Genomic DNA, 15,393 nt, shown 5'->3' on the forward strand with positions numbered 1-15,393 from the left:
ACGCTGCCGTGGCCGCCGGTGAGGATCCCGTTGAGGTGCAGCACGAGCGTCGTCTTCCCCGCGCCGTTCGGACCGAGCAGCGCCACCCGCTCGCCGCGTTCGATGCGCAGGTCGACCCCGTAGAGGGCCTGGTGCCCGTCCGGGTAGGCGTAGGCGAGCCGGGCGACCTCCAGTGACGGCGGGACGGCCGTCCGATCCGCCGGCTCCGCTGCGGGTAGGGGCTGCACCACGGGCTCGTCCTCCTCGTTCAGGTCGTGACCCAGCCGGCGACGGCGAGCGCCGCGGCGACGGCGACCGGCGCGAGCCCGACCATCCAGTCCCGGCGGGTGGTGGTGGCGGTGTCGAGCGGGGGCATCGAGCCCGTCCAGCCGCGGGAGAGCATCGCGAGGTGCACCCGCTCGCCGCGCTCGTACGAGCGGACGAACAGGCTCCCAATGCCTCGCGCCGTCGCCCCGGCCTGCCAGAGGAACCTCGGGTCGTGGCCGCGGGCGATCCGGGCCAGGCGCATCCGCCGGGCCTCGCCCGCGATGACGTCGACGTAGCGCAGCATGAGCGTCGCGATCGTCACCACCAGGTCCGGGGCGTGCAGCCGCTGCATGCCCAGCAGTAGGTCGCGCAGCGGCGTGGTGGCGGCGAGCGTGAGCGAGGTGAGCACGCCCAGCGTCCCCTTGACGAGGATGTTCCACGCGGCGAGCAGGCCGTGCTCGGACAGCGTGAGGCCCAGCCACTCGACGGTCGGCCCGCCCTCGGCGAACGGCAGCAGCACCGCGAGGACCACGAACGGCGCTTCGATCAGCGCGCGCCGGGCGATCCATCCCGGCGGTATCTGCGCGGCCACCCACACGGCGGCGAGCAGCAGCAGGTAGCCGCCGAAGACCGCGAACGCCTCGCGCGGCGTGGCGACCACGCACACCACACCCAGGAACGCCGCGACGATCTTGACCTCGGCCGGGAGCCGGTGGACCGGGGACGTTCCCGGCCGGTACAGCGGATGGGCGTGTCCGGCACCCACGACTCAGCTGTTCGGCGTGCGGCGGCGGAGCAGCCAGAACAGCCCGCCGGCGACGACCACGCAGACCAGGACTCCGACGACGCCGGCCGCCCCGACGGTCCCGTCGCCGCCGAAGAGCGCGTAGTCCGCGAACGGGCTCTCGGCGAGGTGGTGGTCGGTGGCGTTCTGGGCGATGCACGTGCCCGCCTCGGGCTCACCGTCCGCGTTGAGCACACACCCGTGCAGCGTCACGCTGTCCAGCCCGTCCGGGGAGCTGCTCGCGAAGTACGACACACCGCCCGCGATGATCAGCGCGACGAGCAGGAACCCGACGTAGAACCGGACGCCCTTGGTGGTGGAGGTGGAGGTGGTCACGACGCGCTCTCCTCGGTGACGTCGCTGGTGGACTTTCCGCGCAGCTCGAGTGCGGGGCCGGAGCCACGCAGGAGGTACACGAGGTCGGGCCGGATGGCCGCGACAGCTCCGACCGTCGCCGCGGTGATCACGCCCTCGCCGATCCCGATGAGGACGTGGAAGCCGACCATCAGCACGAACACGGTGCCGAGCGAGGCGCCACCCGCGCCGCCGATCGCGTACTCGACGACGAACCCGAGCGAGGCGGCGACGGTACCGAGGAGCGCGGCGAGGAACGCGGTGGCGAGCAGGCCACCGCGGCTGCGCCGGGCGGCCCCGCGCATCAGCATCGCCACCCCGTAGCCGACGAACACGCTGATGATCGCCATGTTCACGATGTTCGCGCCCAGCGCGGTGAGCCCACCGTCGGCGAACAGGAGGGCCTGGACGGCCAGCACGATCGAGATGCAGATCATGCCCACCCAGGGGCCGACCAGGATCGCGACGAGCGCACCGCCGAGCAGGTGCCCGCTGGCGCCCGGCAGGATCGGAAAGTTGATCATCTGGACCGCGAAGACGAACGCGGTGACCAGCCCCGCCATCGGCGCCGTGCGATCGTCGAGGTCGGAGCGGGCGCGGACCACGGCGATCGCGAGCATGACGATCGCGATCAGGCCGCACGCGGCGGCCACGGGGCCGTTGATCAGTCCGTCGCTCATGTGCATGGCGAGGATCGCGTCCACCATGGGCTCCCGTCGAATCGGGGAACAGGGTCGCCATAGGCTAGTCGCCCCCTATCAGCAATCGCCAGACTTATGCCACAAGTTTGCCGATGGCGGGGCGTAGCGTGTCAGGCGTGCCCGTAGCGACTCCCGCCCCGGACCTGCCCGCCACCCTCGGCGCCCTGCGCGCCACCGGCCACGAAGCCCGGTCCGTCAAGGACGAGATCCGCGTCAACCTGCTCGCCGCGCTGCGCGCCGGCGCCGATCCCTGGCCCGGCATCGTCGGGTTCGAGTCCACGGTGCTGCCGCAACTGGAGCGGGCCCTCATCGCGGGCCACGACGTGGTGCTGCTGGGGGAGCGCGGCCAGGGCAAGACGCGGCTGCTGCGCTCGCTCGTCGGGCTGCTCGACGAGTGGACGCCCGTCATCGCGGGCTCGGAGCTCGGCGAGCACCCGTACGAGCCGATCACGCCGGTCTCCCGGCGGCGCGCCGCCGAGCTGGGCGACGAGCTGCCCGTGGCCTGGCGTCACCGCGACGAGCGCTACACCGAGAAGCTCGCCACGCCGGACACCGCGGTCGCGGACCTCATCGGCGACGTCGATCCCGTGAAGGTCGCCGAGGGCCGCTCCCTCGGCGATCCCGAGACCATCCACTACGGCCTCGTGCCCCGCGCCCACCGCGGCATCGTCGCGATCAACGAGCTGCCCGACCTCGCCGAGCGCATCCAGGTGGCCCTGCTCAACGTCATGGAGGAGCGCGACATCCAGGTCCGCGGCTACACGCTGCGCCTGCCCCTGGACGTCCTGCTCGTCGCCAGCGCGAACCCCGAGGACTACACCAACCGCGGGCGGATCATCACCCCGCTCAAGGACCGCTTCGGTGCCGAGGTGCGCACGCACTACCCGCTGGAGCTGGGTGACGAGGTCGCGCTCGTCCGCCAGGAGGCGCGGCTGCGCGCGGACGTCCCGGCACACCTCGTGGAGGTGGTCGCGCGGCTCACCCGCGCGCTGCGCGAGTCCAGCGCGATCGACCAGGGCTCCGGGGTGTCGGCACGCTTCGCCGTCGCCGCCGCGGAGACGGTGGCCGCCTCAGCGCTGCGGCGCGCCGCGATCACCGGCGAGGAGGGCGCGACGGCCCGTCCGGTCGACCTGGAGGCCGTCCCTGACGTCCTGCGGGGCAAGCTGGAGTTCGCCTCCGGTGAGGAGGGCCGCGAGTCCGAGCACCTCGAGCATCTGCTGCGGCGCGCCACCGCGGACACGGCGCGGGCCCGGCTGCGGGGGCTGGACCTCACGCCGCTCGCCGAGGCGGTCGCCGAGTCGCCGGTGCGCACGGGGGAACGCGTCCCGGCGGCCGAGGTCGTGCGCGCACTGCCGCAGGTGCCGGTGCTCACCGAGATCGCGCGACGGCTCGGCGCGGCCGGCACCGAGGACCCCGGCCCGATGGCGTCCGCGGCCGAGCTGGCGCTGGAGCTGCTGTTCCTCACGCGGCGGCTGGCGAAGGACACCGCGGACGACGACACCGTCTCCTACGGCTGAGCACCCGGGTCCCCCCGTCGAGAACGACCTTGCGCTGATCAACAGGGCGTTCCAGGCTGCACAACGTCGTTCTCGACGGGGGCCTCGGGGTTCCTGCGGCGTAGCGTGGACGCCGATGAGCAGACGACGCCCCGGCTACCGCTACGGCCGCTACGTCGACGGGCCCGATCCGCTGGCCGCGCCGCTGGACCTGCGGTCGGCCATGGAGCAGATCGGCCGCGACGTGATGGAGGGCTCCTCGCCGCGCACGGCGTTGCAGGAGCTGCTGCGCCGCGGACTGGACGGCAGGCGCGGGCTGGACGAGCTGACCCGCGAGATCTGGCAACGCCGCAGCCGCCTGCAGCGGCAGAACCGGCTCGACGGCACGCTGCAGCAGGTCCGCGAGCTGCTGCAGCGTGCCCTCGACGCCGAGCGGGACGCGCTGGGCAGTGACGACGCCGACGACTCCGACGACGCCCGGTTCCGGGAGATGCAGCTCGACGCGCTGCCGTCGGACACCGGCGGGGCGGTGCGCGAGCTGGACTCCTACGACTGGCGCTCCAGCGAGGCCCGCGAGGCGTACGAGGAGATCCGTGACCTGCTCGGGCGCGAGCTGCTGGACCAGCGCTTCGCCGGGATGAAGCAGGCCCTGGAGAACGCGACGCCGCAGGACGTCGAGCGCATCCGCGAGATGCTCGACGACCTCAACGCCCTGTTGGCCCAGCACGCGCAGGGCCGCGACACCACGGAGCAGTTCGCCGAGTTCATGCGCCGCCACGGCGAGTTCTTCCCGGAGAACCCGCGCACCACCGAGGAACTCGTCGATCTCCTCGCCGAGCGCGCCGCGGCCGCCCAGCGGATGCTCAACTCGATGTCGGCCGAGCAGCGCGCGGAGCTCGCGGAGCTGTCGCAGCAGGCGTTCGGCGATCCGCGCCTCGCGCAGGCTCTCGGCGAGCTCGACGCCCAGCTGCAGGGCCTGCGCCCCGGCGAGGACTGGCTGGGCCGCGGGCGGTTCCGCGGCGACAACCCGCTCGGGATGGGCGAGGCCACCCGCGCGCTGGAGGAGCTCGGGCGGCTGGACGCGCTCGCCGAGCAGCTCGCCCAGAGCTATCCCGGTGCGCGCATGGAGGACGTCGACCTCGACGCGCTGGAGGCCGCGCTCGGCGAGCAGGCCCGCGTCGACGCCCGGGCGCTCGCGGACCTGGAACGCGAGCTGCAACGCCAGGGCCTGTTCGAGCGGCTGCCGGACGGGTCGCTGCGTCTGTCGCCGAAGGCGCTGCGCCGGCTCGGGGAGTCGGCGCTCCGCGACGTCGTGGACCGCATCGGTGGCCGCGGCGGCGAGCGCGCCACGCGGCGCAGCGGCTCGGCGGGGGAGCCCACCGGGGCGTCGCGGCCGTGGGCGTTCGGCGACACCGAGGCGTGGAACGTCCCCCGCACCCTGACGAACGCGCTCCTGCGCCGGGCGGGCGGCGACGAGCGCCGCCTCGACGTCACGGACGTGGAGATCGTCGAGACCGAGCAGCGCACCCGGGCGGCGGTCGCACTGTGCGTCGACACGTCCTGGTCGATGGTGCAGGACGGCCGCTGGGTGCCGATGAAGCGCACGGCGCTCGCGCTGCACCAGCTCGTCTCCACCCGCTTCCGCGGGGACGACCTGAAGCTGATCACGTTCGGCCGCCACGCCCGCAGCGTCGAGCTGGGGGAGCTGGTCGGCCTGGAGGGCGCCTGGGAGCAGGGCACCAACCTGCACCACGCCCTCCTGCTCGCCGGGCAGCACCTGCGCCGCCATCCCGACGCCCGCCCCGTCGTCCTCGTGGTCACCGACGGCGAGCCGACGGCGCACCTGGAACCGGACGGTCACGCGGTCTTCGACTACCCGCCGAGCCCCGAGACGCTGCGCGCCACGGTCGGCGAGATCGACCGGGTGGCGAACCTGCAGGCGTCCGTGACGTTCTTCATCCTCGGCGACGATCCCCGGCTGGCCCGCTTCGTGGACTCCGTCGCCCGCCGGTGCGGCGGCCGCGTCGTCGCACCGAGCCTGGACGGGCTGGGGGCCGAGGTGGTCGCCGACTACCTGCGGTCCCGGCGCTGATCAGCGGTCGGCGAGCCTGCACGGAACGGCCCGCACCGGACCCGGGCCACGATGGGGCGGTGACGGACGTGGAGAGCTGCCGGGTCTGCGGGCGCCCACGGGACCCGGAGGACCCGATCGCGCTGATGTGGGCCGTCGAGCGAGAGCCGGACGGCCGGGTGCGGGCGATCTGCCCGGACTGCACGCGCCGGCACGCCCGCGACATCGAGTCGGGCCTGCCTGCGGAGTACTGGTGAGCGCTTCTGCCGATGAGCGCTACGCCCCGGCCGGACGGTGCCGCGTAGGTTGTCGGGCATGGACACGTGGGCTGCCGTGGATCTCCCCCGGCTCGACGGAGCGGGCCCGCCGTTGCGGCTCTACGACACGGCGACCGCGCAGGTGCGGCCGACGGCTCCCGGTCCCACCGCCACGATGTACGTCTGCGGGATCACCCCCTACGACGCCACGCACCTCGGCCACGCCGCAACCTACCTCGCGTTCGACCTGGTGAACCGCGTGTGGCGCGATCTCGGCCACGACGTGCACTATGTGCAGAACGTCACCGACATCGACGACCCGCTGCTGGAGCGCGCCGCCCGCGACCAGGACGACTGGGTCGTGCTCGGGATGCGGGAGACGGCGCTGTTCCGCGAGGACATGGAGGCCCTGCGGGTGCTCCCGCCGCGCCACTACATCGGCGCCGTCGAGGCGATGGGGGAGATCGCCGAGCTGGTCGGCAAGCTGCTCGCCGCGGGGGCGGCGTACCGGGTGGACGACCCGGAGTACCCCGACGTCTACTTCGACGTGTCGGTGACGGGGCGGTTCGGCTACGAGTCGAACTACGACGAGGCCACGATGATCGAGATCGCCCGCGAGCGCGGCGGCGACCCGGACCGGCCCGGCAAGCGCCACCCCACCGATCCCCTGCTGTGGCGGATGGCGCGGCCCGGCGAGCCGTCGTGGGAGTCGAACCTCGGCGCGGGACGTCCCGGGTGGCACGTGGAGTGTGCCGCGATCGCCCTGAACCGGCTCGGTCCGCAGATCGACGTCAACGGCGGCGGGTCGGACCTGATCTTCCCGCACCACGAGTGCGGAGCGGCCCACGCCGAGGCGCACACGGGCGTGCACCCGTTCGCCCGCCACTACGTCCACACCGGGATGATCGGGCTGGACGGCGAGAAGATGTCGAAGTCGCGGGGCAACCTGGTGTTCGTCTCGAAGCTGCGGGCGCAGGACGTCGACCCGAACGCGATCCGGCTGGCCCTGCTCGCCGGGCACTACCGCAGCGACCGCCCGTACACGCCGGAGCTGCTGGCGACGGCACAGGAGCGGCTGGAGCGGTGGCGCGACGCCGTCTCGCTCGCCGCCGGTCCACCCGGGGAGGACCTGGTGGCGCGGCTGCGCACGCACCTCGCCGACGACCTCGACACCCCGCGCGCGCTCGCGGCCGTCGACGCGTGGGCGGCCGAGGCGCTGGAGCGCCGCGGGACCGACGCCGCCGCGCCCGCCCTCGTGCGCACCGCCGTCGACGCCCTGCTCGGCGTGGCGCTCTGATCCGGGCGGCGACCGCCGCGGTCGAGCGTCACACCAGCGGGGCCCACCGCGCGGCGAACCCCGCTGACGTTCCTCTCGGCCGGTCCGGCTCGGGGTAGGGCCGCCCGCGCGGGTGCGCCGAGGGCCTGGCACCCTCCCGGCATGGCGCACAACGTGCTGGGCGGTGAGCTGGAGCCCTGCGGCACCGACCCGATGACCGGGTTCTACCGCACCGGCTGTTGCGACACCGGCGCCGAGGACCTCGGCGTGCACACCGTCTGCGCGCGGGTCACCGCGGAGTTCCTCGCGTTCAGCGCCGAGCGGGGCAACGATCTCAGCACCCCGCGCCCTGAGCTCGGCTTCCGCGGGCTGCGCCCGGGGGACCGGTGGTGCCTGTGCGCGAGCCGCTGGGCCGAGGCACTGGCCGCCGACGTGGCCCCGCCGGTGGTGCTGGAGGCGACGCACGCCCGCACCCTGGAGTGGATCGACCTCGCCGACCTGAAGCGGCACGCGGGATAGCGGCTGCTCAGCCGGTCCGGTCCGCCGACCCCGCGCGCTTCGCGGGCAGCGCATCCGCCGCACCCAGCAGGTGCCGGCCCAGCCGCCTGCCCAGCGCCATGACCGTGAAGGTCGGCGGCATCCCCCAGGCGACGGGGATCACCGACGCGTCGCACACGTACAGCCCGGGCACGCTCGTGCGCAGGTCGGTGTCGACGACGTCGCCGACCTTCGCCGTCCCGCCGGGGTGCACGGCGACGTACCCGGCCTGGTGGACGGCGCGCGCACCGGCCGCGCGCAGGATCTCGCGGGCCTGCGCCGCACCGCGGGCGAGCACCGCACGGTCCGGGCCGATCAGCGGCTTGGCCACCCCGCCGCGGGCGGTCAGCCGGCCGCTGAGCAGGTCGCGCGCCTTGACCATCACGGTCACCGACGAGCGGTACGCGAACACCCGGTCCGGGCGCCCGGCCGCGACGGTGAAGGCGTTGTGCAGCCACCGCGGGCGGCACAGGTCGGTGAGCAGATAGCCGTCGCAGAGCCGGTCGACCGCGCCCAGCATCGGCGGCTCGGGCCCGGCGTCCAGCCCGGCGACGGAGCCCGTGACGGCCAGCACGGGGTCGTAGAAGAAATCTCGGCCCGCCTCCGCGATCCCAGCCGTCCGCAGCAGCATCGGCGATCCGAGGCCACCCGCGGCGAGCACCACGAGGTCCGCGCGCACCTGCACCCGCCGCGAGCCCGCGGCCACCTCCACGCCTGTGGCCGTCCCACCGGAGACCAGCACCCGGCGCACCGTCGCCCCGGTGGCCACCCGCGCCCCCGCCGCCACCGCGTCCGCGACGAACTCCCGGGCCGTCCAGCGGGCGGCCCGGTACGCGCCGAGGCCGTCGCGGCGCAGCCGGTCCTGGTCCACGAACTTCGGCAGGGCCGCCCACTCCAGCCCGATCGATCCGGCGGCGTCCGCCACGATGCGCGCCCGGGGACCGAGCAGCTCGCGCGGCAGCGGCGCCGGGCCCAGCTCGGTGCGCAGGGCGTCCGCGTCGGCCCGCAGGTCCAGGCCGTGCGGCGCGAGGACGTCGTGCGGCGGCTCCCACGCGGTGCCGAAGAAGTACATCGAGCTGCCGCCCAGGGTGGCCGCACCCAGCACCAGCACCGATCCGGTCAGGTGGGCGCTGCGGCGCGGCACGAAGAGCTCCCGCAGCATCTGCCCGGCCCGGCCGCTCGGCGGGTCGGCGCTGCCCCGCTCGACGACGAGCACCCGGGCACCGCCTCGGGCCAGCTCGCGCGCGACCGTGGCCCCACCCGGGCCGCTGCCCACGACGACGCAGTCGTAGCTCGCTCGCTCGGCCATGGTTCCTCCCCGCTCGACTCCGGGCGGTCCGGTCGGCTCGACGTTATCCCGGCGCGGGCCCGCCGTCGCGATCCCTGGCCCGCGGGGACGTCGGGTCTGTCCCCGGCGGCCGAGACGGGCCGGGCAGCAGCAGCGGCACGAGCGCGACGATCAGCACGGCGGGCAGCAGGAACCCGGCGACCGGCCGGCTCGCGTACACCGGCGTCAACGCCACGGGGGCGAGGCTCCCGCCGAGGAACCGCACGGAGAGCACCACCGACATCGCCCCACCGCGGTTGCCCTCCGGCCCGCCGAGCACGAGCAGGTTCACCCCGACCAGGACGAGCTGGGTGGCGACCCCGCCGAGCGCCCAGAGCGCACCGACCAGCAGCAGGTCCGGCGCGAGGCCGATGCCGACCACGAGCAGCGCCCCGAGCCCCGCCCCGGTCAGCACGCACCGGCGAGGCCCGACGCGGTCCGCGAGCCCCCCGACGAACCGGGCGGCGAGCATGCCGACCGCGCCCAGGCAGGTCAGCACCAGACCCCGGGTGCCGGCGCCCGCCCCGAAGTCCGCCTCCAGCCGCAGCGCCACGAGGAAGCCCAGCCCGGCCAGGCAGCCCCACCCGATCGCGGCGACGAGCCCGAGCCGCAACACCCGCGGCCGCAGCGCCGTCGCGAGCCGCGCGGGCGGCGGCGGGCCCGAGCCGGGGTCGCGGGGCTCGGCCGGCAGCCCGACGACGGCGAGCCCCCCGGCGACGACCGCCGTGCCCACGAACGCGAGGCGCCAGTCCAGCTCCGCCGCGAGACCCCCGACCAGCGGTGCGGACGTCTGCCCGAACGCCTGCAGGGCCCCGAACCAGCCCAGCGCCCGCCCCATCCGCTGCGGCGCCACGGTGGCGCCGAGCGTGGCGAGCACGAGCGGCGTGGTGAACGCGTTGGCCGCGCCCTGCAGTCCACGCGCGGCCAGCAGCTGCGGCATCGTCGGCGCGAGCGCGCAGGCGAGCGACGCCAGCACGTACACGACGTAGCCGGCCACGACCGTCCGCCGCCGACCCCACCGCTCCCCGAGCGTCCCCGACACGAGCATGAGCACCGCGAACGGCAGCAGGTACGCCGTGACGGTGACGGTGGCGGCCTCGGCGGTCGTGCCGAACGAGGCTCCCAGCTCGGGAAGCATCGCGACCGTGAGCCCGCCGCCGAACGGCCCGAGGAACCCCCCGAGGTAGAGACCCGCCCGGGCGAGCGCCTCCCGGCGGGCGGTCAGCTGCCCGGACCGCCGCTGCCCCGGCGGCGCAGGTAGCGCTCGAAGTCCGCCGCGATCGCGTCCCCGCTGGCGCCGTCCATGTCGGCGTCCAGGTCGGCGACGGCCGACTCGGCCTCGGCCTGCTCCTCCAGCTGGCGCACGTAGTCGCGCACCTCGTCGTCCGCCTCGGCCATCTCGCTCACCGTGCGCTCCCACTCCTCGGCCTGCTCCGGCAGCCCGCCGAGCGGCACCTCGACGTCGAGGACCTCCTCCACGCGGTGCAGCAGCGCCACGGCCGCCTTCGGCACCTTCGTCTGGCCGACGTAGTGGGGCACCGCCGCCCAGAACGACACCACCGGGACGCCGGCGTTCACGCACGCGTCGTGCCACACCCCGACGATCCCGGTCGGCCCCTCGTAGCTCGACGGCTCGACGCGCAGCGACTCCACCGCCGACGGGTCGTGGGTGATCCCGCTCACCGGCGTGGGCCGGGTGTGGGGGACGTCGGTCAGCAGCGCGCCCAGGTTCACGACCTTGGTGATCCCCAGCCGGTCCACGTGCTCCATCAGCTCGGCGCAGAACGTGCGCCAGCGCAGGTTCGGCTCGATCCCGTTGACGAGCACGGCGTGGCGTCCGGTGCCGGGCAGGCGGCACACGGACAGCCGTGTGGTCTGCCACTCGATGCGCCGGGTGACGCCGCCCGCGTGGCGCACGTGCGGCCGGGTGACCTGGAAGTCGTAGTACTCCTCCGGGTCGATCGCGGCGAGGTGCGTGGCGTCCCAGGTCAGCTCGAGGTGCTCGAGCGCCGTGCTCGCGGCCTCTCCCGCGTCGTTCCACCCCTCGAACGCGGTGATCATCACCGGGTCGACCAGCTCGGGCACGTGGGGCCCCCGGTCGGGGCGCGGCTGGCGGTCGGTCATCGGTCCAGCCTACGGGCGGCGGCGGCGTGCACGCCGGATACGCCCCGCTCGGAGGTTACGGTGGTGTGGTGACCTCCACCGACGAGCCCGCCTGCGATCCCCGCCCCGGCCGTCCCGCCGCGTCCACGATCGACGGGCGGCCGCACGGAGTCGCGGCCGTCCTGTGGGACATGGACGGCACGCTCGTGGACTCCGAGAAGGTCTGGACGGTGTCGCTGCGCGAGACGGCCGCCTGGCTGGGCGGGGAGCTGAGCGCCGCCGCCCGCGAGGCCGTCGTCGGCTCGAACATGGCCGACACGCTCGACGTCCTGTTCGCAGACCTCGGCCTGGCGCGGCGGCCCGCGGCGCTCGCCCGGGCCCGCGACGAGCTCGTCCGCCGCACCGGGGAGCTGTTCGCCGCCGGTCTCGAGTGGCGGGCCGGGGCGCGCGAGGCGCTGCGGGTCGTCAAGGCGGCGGGCTGGGCCACGGCGCTCGTCACGAACACCGAGCGGGACCTGACCGAGCTGGTGCTGCCCGCGATCGGCCGCGAGCACTTCGACGTCACCGTCTGCGGGGACGAGGTGGCCCACGGCAAGCCGCGGCCCGACATCTACCACCGGGCGGCCGAGCTGCTCGGCGTACCGGTGCAGGCCTGTGTCGCGATCGAGGACTCGCCGACGGGTGCCCTGGCCGCCGAGCGAGCCGGGGCGGCGGTCCTGGTCGTGCCCTGCGAGGTGCCGGTCCCCGCGGGGCCGCGCCGCGTCGAGCGCCGTTCGCTGGAGGGGCTCACGCCCGCCGTGGTCGCGGCCACGCTGCATCGCGTCCACACGCGATCCGCCGCCTGACCGGACGGAGAGGACCGTTGATCTCCCTGGGACTGCCTCTCGTCGGAGGATTGGGCCGTTCGGTGCCGTCCTGACCAGGGGATCCGTCGTCCGCCGGGCGCACGCGAGCGTCCGGCGGACGACGGACCCGGGCCTTTCGGGAGATTCGGGAACCACGCAGATGACACTGGAAACAGAAGTTGGGGGAGGGGACACGTGAAGACCTTCGACGAGCTCTTCGCCGAGCTCAGCCACAAGGCGGCGGAGAGGCCGGCGTCGTCGGGCACCGTCGACGCGCTGGACGCCGGCGTGCACGCGCAGGGCAAGAAGCTGCTCGAAGAGGCCGGCGAGGTATGGCTGGCCGCCGAGCACGAGGACGACGCCGCGCTCGCCGAGGAGATCTCACAGTTGCTCTACCGGGCGCAAGTGATCATGATCGGTCGTGGGCTGACGCTCGACGACGTCTACAAGTTCCTCTAGTCCGCCCGGCACGAGCCACACACGCACCAACCAGGAGACACCGATGCTCCGCGTCGCCCTCCCGAACAAGGGGACCCTCGCCGAGCCCGCCGCCGTCATGATGCGCGAGGCGGGCTACCGGCAGCGCACCGACGCGCGCGACCTGAGCATGCTCGACGAGGAGAACCAGATCGAGTTCTTCTACCTGCGTCCCAAGGACATCTCCACCTACGTCGGCTCCGGCGACCTCCAACTGGGGATCACCGGGGCGGACCTCATGGAGGAGTCCGGCAAGCAGGTCCAGAAGGTGCTCGACCTCGGGTTCGGCCACTCGAAGTTCCGCTTCGCCTGCGACGACCGGCTGGAGTGGAAGCTCGAGGACCTGGACGGCAAGCGCATCGCCACCTCCTACCCACACCTCGTCCGGGCGCACCTCGCGCGCAACCGCATCCGGGCGGAGATCGTCAAGCTGGACGGCGCCGTCGAGATCTCGGTGCAGCTCGGCCTCGCGGACGCCGTGGCGGACGTCGTGTCGTCCGGGCGGACACTGCGCCAGCACAACCTCAAGCCCTTCGGCGAGCCGATCGCGGAGTCCGAGGCGGCGCTCATCGAGCGCGAGTCGCGGCCGGACCGCATCGACACCGACGACGTCCGGCGGGCCAAGGCGGTGTTCACCGAGCGCCTCCGCGGCGTCGTGCTGGCCCGCCGCTACCTGATGATCGAGTACGACTGCCCCCGGGACATCCTGGAGCAGGCCAAGGTCATCACGCCCGGGCTGCAGGCGCCGACGATCTCCCCGCTGTCGGATCCGGCATGGTGTGCCGTCCGGGCCATGGTGGAGCGCCGGGGCGTCAACACCGCGATGGACAAGCTCGCCCACATCGGCGCGAAGGCGATCCTCACCACGGACATCCGGTCCTGCCGGGCCATCGACGCCAACGGCCTCTGACCCCTCCCGTCAGCGCGGGCGCACGATCAGCGCCTGCGCGCAGCGGCCGAGGTGGCCGCGCTCGTCGTGCAGGGCCGCCGCCGCGGTGCCCATCCCGGTGGGGCCGACGACGGTGGCGGCGTCGACCGCCATCCACTCGCCGACCGGCATCCGGTGCAGATGCAGCGTCAGGTCGGTGTTGACGAACAGCCACGAACGGATGTCCAGCGGCGCACCCGCGCCGTTGGCGCTGTCGGCGAGCGCGGCGAGCCGCTGCAGCGGCGTCGGCTCCTCGCCCTTCACCACCGGCACCCGCAGCCGCCCCCACACCGCGCCCGGCCCGGGCTCGCCCAGCCAGCCGTGCACCCACCGCCACTCCATCGCGTCCACGTAGCCGGGCAGCCACCCGTCGGGACGTTCGGCGCGCTCCCTCGCCTCCGACGGCGGCGGCAGCGGCGGCGCGTCCCCGACCGCGGCCACCGCCGTGTCGCCCGCCGCCACGCGCCACGCCGTCGCCCGCATCACCGCCCGCCCGTCCGCGTGCAGCACGGCCGAGCTGAGCTCGACCGCGCGTCCGGCCCGGTCCACCTGCGCCGCCACCTCCACATCGCCCGCGGGCACGGGGCCCAGGATCTCGAAGGTCACCCGGCTGAACTGCGGGTCCGGGACGCCTGCGGACCGCTCCAGCGCCCGCACGAGCAGCGCGGACGGCGGCCCGGCGTGCTGGGCGTCGGCGAACCACGGCCCGGTCGTCGAGTGGGTGGCGTGGAACCGGCCCTCGCCGCGGGGAAGGTAGAACGGCTCGGCGGTGGGTACGGGGGGCTGGGCCATGTCGCAGATGATGCCTGCTTCCCGGCACCGGCGATCCTGCGGCGGATCGCCGAGCCGTCCGGGCGCGTCGGCGTCCCGATCGGGGGCACCCGTGGACACGACGGCACCGTGCACACCCTCGGGTGCCGTGCACACCGCGACGTCGCCGTGCAGACGGTGGAACGTGTGCACGGCGCCCCGTTGCTGTGCACCGTCACAGGGGTGCCGCGGATGGCAGGCGGACGTCGGGACGCGGCGGGACCGGTGCGGGCGGTGGGCCGGCTCTCAGTCCTCCGTCATCCGCCGACGCAGCTGCGCCACCGTCTGCGCGAGCAACCGGGAGACGTGCATCTGGGAGATCCCCACGCGGTCCGCGATCTGGGTCTGGGTCATGTTGCCGAAGAACCGCAGCACCAGGATCGTGCGTTCCCGGTCGGGGAGCTCGTCGAGCAGCGGCGCGAGCGTCTGGCGGTACTCGACCTTCTCCAGCTCCGCGTCGGCACCGCCGAGGGTCTCGGTGAGCGTGGTGTCGGAGCCCGCGACCAGCTCGTCGAGGGAGCTGGAGCGGTAGGCGCGCTGCGCGTCCAGACCCTCGACGACGTCGTCCACGGGCAGGCCGAGGCGGGCGGCGATCTCGCTGGGCCGCGGGGCGCGCCCCAGCTCCTGCGACAGCTGGCCGACGGCGCCGGTGATGGCACCCTGGAGGTCTTTCAGGCGCCGCGGCACCCGCATGGACCAGGTCCGGTCGCGGAAGTGGCGGCGGATCTCGCCGGTGATCGTGGGCACGGCATAGGAGAGGAAGTCGACCCCCCGGCACGGCTCGAACCGGTCCACGGCGTTGATGAGGCCGACGGTGCCGGCCTGCTCCAGGTCGTCGACGGGCTCGCCCCGGCCCGCGAACCGGCGCGCGATGTGCTGCACGACCGGCAGGTAGCCGGTGACGAGCTTGCCGCGCAGCGCCTCCCGGGCCGGGTCCTCCGGCTCGAGGCCGGCGAACTCGTCGAACACGGGCGCCAGGTGCGCGTAGTCCGAGTCCCGGGACCGGTCAGGCACGACGTTCCCGAAGACGCGGGTGGATGGCGAAGGCGTGCACGTTCGGAGCTACCCCGTCGGGCCGAGGCGGAAAACCTCGGCCGGGTGGAGCAGCGCCCAGGTGGCGTGCCCGACGCTGGTACGTTCGTAAGTCGCCCTGCGCCTCCCCGTGAAGGTTGATGAGTTGA

Annotated in this window: 17 protein-coding genes; 8 read left to right on the forward strand and 9 right to left on the reverse strand. The window is 74.4% G+C overall.

All coding sequences use genetic code 11. From position 1 onward, the window contains the following. The 4 genes from AB7J25_RS21565 to AB7J25_RS21580 all read right to left on the reverse strand — a co-directional run. A partial coding sequence (locus tag AB7J25_RS21565; RefSeq protein ID WP_428511447.1) for an ATP-binding cassette domain-containing protein occupies positions 1 to 227 on the reverse strand: 227 nt, incomplete at its 3' end. Positions 228 to 247: 20 nt separating this feature from the next. Further along, on the reverse strand, positions 248 to 1,012 hold the full coding sequence (gene cbiQ / locus AB7J25_RS21570; protein WP_428511449.1) for a cobalt ECF transporter T component CbiQ: 765 nt from the start codon (positions 1,010 to 1,012) through the stop codon (positions 248 to 250). 3 nt (positions 1,013 to 1,015) lie between these two features. Then, the gene (locus AB7J25_RS21575; protein ID WP_428511451.1) at positions 1,016 to 1,366 is read right to left on the reverse strand and encodes a PDGLE domain-containing protein; all 351 of its coding nucleotides are present in this window, start codon (positions 1,364 to 1,366) and stop codon (positions 1,016 to 1,018) included. Beyond that, positions 1,363 to 2,064, reverse strand: coding sequence for an energy-coupling factor ABC transporter permease (locus tag AB7J25_RS21580; protein WP_428511453.1), 702 nt, complete (start codon positions 2,062 to 2,064; stop codon positions 1,363 to 1,365). Before AB7J25_RS21580 ends, AB7J25_RS21575 begins: the two co-directional genes overlap by 4 nt. Positions 2,065 to 2,177: 113 nt before the next feature. Between AB7J25_RS21580 and AB7J25_RS21585 the strand changes: the two genes are divergently transcribed. From AB7J25_RS21585 to AB7J25_RS21605, 5 genes are all read left to right on the forward strand, one after another. Next, positions 2,178 to 3,602 (forward strand): ATP-binding protein, encoded by a 1,425-nt coding sequence (locus tag AB7J25_RS21585; protein WP_428511455.1) that lies wholly within the window; start codon positions 2,178 to 2,180, stop codon positions 3,600 to 3,602. A 115-nt stretch (positions 3,603 to 3,717) separates the two neighbouring features. After that, positions 3,718 to 5,673: a hypothetical protein gene (locus AB7J25_RS21590; protein ID WP_428511457.1), complete on the forward strand. Its 1,956-nt coding sequence runs from the start codon at positions 3,718 to 3,720 to the stop codon at positions 5,671 to 5,673. A 59-nt stretch (positions 5,674 to 5,732) separates the two neighbouring features. Next, a complete protein-coding gene (locus AB7J25_RS21595) occupies positions 5,733 to 5,909 on the forward strand; it encodes a hypothetical protein (RefSeq protein ID WP_428511459.1) in 177 nt (58 codons plus the stop codon). Between the two features lie 58 nt (positions 5,910 to 5,967). Further along, entirely contained in the window at positions 5,968 to 7,206 is a 1,239-nt protein-coding gene (mshC, locus tag AB7J25_RS21600) for a cysteine--1-D-myo-inosityl 2-amino-2-deoxy-alpha-D-glucopyranoside ligase (RefSeq protein WP_428511461.1), read from the forward strand. Positions 7,207 to 7,347: 141 nt separating this feature from the next. After that, complete coding sequence (locus tag AB7J25_RS21605) at positions 7,348 to 7,704, forward strand: DUF2237 family protein (protein ID WP_428511463.1); 357 nt, start codon at positions 7,348 to 7,350, stop codon at positions 7,702 to 7,704. Between the two features lie 7 nt (positions 7,705 to 7,711). Here AB7J25_RS21605 and AB7J25_RS21610 read toward each other — a convergent pair whose 3' ends face one another. The 3 genes from AB7J25_RS21610 to AB7J25_RS21620 all read right to left on the reverse strand — a co-directional run bounded on the left by AB7J25_RS21610 (position 7,712) and on the right by AB7J25_RS21620 (position 11,173). Then, positions 7,712 to 9,031, reverse strand: coding sequence for an FAD-dependent oxidoreductase (locus AB7J25_RS21610; protein ID WP_428511465.1), 1,320 nt, complete (start codon positions 9,029 to 9,031; stop codon positions 7,712 to 7,714). 43 nt (positions 9,032 to 9,074) lie between these two features. Continuing rightward, on the reverse strand, positions 9,075 to 10,187 hold the full coding sequence (locus AB7J25_RS21615; protein ID WP_428511467.1) for an MFS transporter: 1,113 nt from the start codon (positions 10,185 to 10,187) through the stop codon (positions 9,075 to 9,077). Positions 10,188 to 10,270: 83 nt separating this feature from the next. Beyond that, positions 10,271 to 11,173 carry a PAC2 family protein gene (locus tag AB7J25_RS21620; RefSeq protein ID WP_428511469.1) on the reverse strand — a complete coding sequence of 301 codons (903 nt, stop codon included), beginning with the start codon at positions 11,171 to 11,173 and terminating at the stop codon, positions 10,271 to 10,273. 128 nt (positions 11,174 to 11,301) lie between these two features. On the opposite strand from AB7J25_RS21620, the gene AB7J25_RS21625 reads away from it, so the two are divergent. The 3 genes from AB7J25_RS21625 to hisG all read left to right on the forward strand — a co-directional run bounded on the left by AB7J25_RS21625 (position 11,302) and on the right by hisG (position 13,384). Continuing rightward, positions 11,302 to 11,997: an HAD family hydrolase gene (locus AB7J25_RS21625; protein WP_428511492.1), complete on the forward strand. Its 696-nt coding sequence runs from the start codon at positions 11,302 to 11,304 to the stop codon at positions 11,995 to 11,997. A 195-nt stretch (positions 11,998 to 12,192) separates the two neighbouring features. Further along, positions 12,193 to 12,456: a phosphoribosyl-ATP diphosphatase gene (locus AB7J25_RS21630; protein WP_428511471.1), complete on the forward strand. Its 264-nt coding sequence runs from the start codon at positions 12,193 to 12,195 to the stop codon at positions 12,454 to 12,456. Positions 12,457 to 12,499: 43 nt separating this feature from the next. Continuing rightward, entirely contained in the window at positions 12,500 to 13,384 is an 885-nt protein-coding gene (gene hisG, locus AB7J25_RS21635) for an ATP phosphoribosyltransferase (RefSeq protein ID WP_428511473.1), read from the forward strand. A gap of 9 nt (positions 13,385 to 13,393) precedes the next feature. Here hisG and AB7J25_RS21640 read toward each other — a convergent pair whose 3' ends face one another. Together AB7J25_RS21640 and AB7J25_RS21645 are read right to left on the reverse strand one after the other, a co-directional pair. Beyond that, complete coding sequence (locus AB7J25_RS21640) at positions 13,394 to 14,194, reverse strand: thioesterase family protein (protein WP_428511475.1); 801 nt, start codon at positions 14,192 to 14,194, stop codon at positions 13,394 to 13,396. Between the two features lie 264 nt (positions 14,195 to 14,458). Further along, complete coding sequence (locus AB7J25_RS21645; RefSeq protein ID WP_428511477.1) at positions 14,459 to 15,226, reverse strand: RNA polymerase sigma factor SigF; 768 nt, start codon at positions 15,224 to 15,226, stop codon at positions 14,459 to 14,461. Positions 15,227 to 15,393 lie beyond the last annotated feature (167 nt).

The organism is Pseudonocardia sp., from assembly GCF_050246655.1.
GTDB lineage: Bacteria > Actinomycetota > Actinomycetes > Mycobacteriales > Pseudonocardiaceae > Pseudonocardia.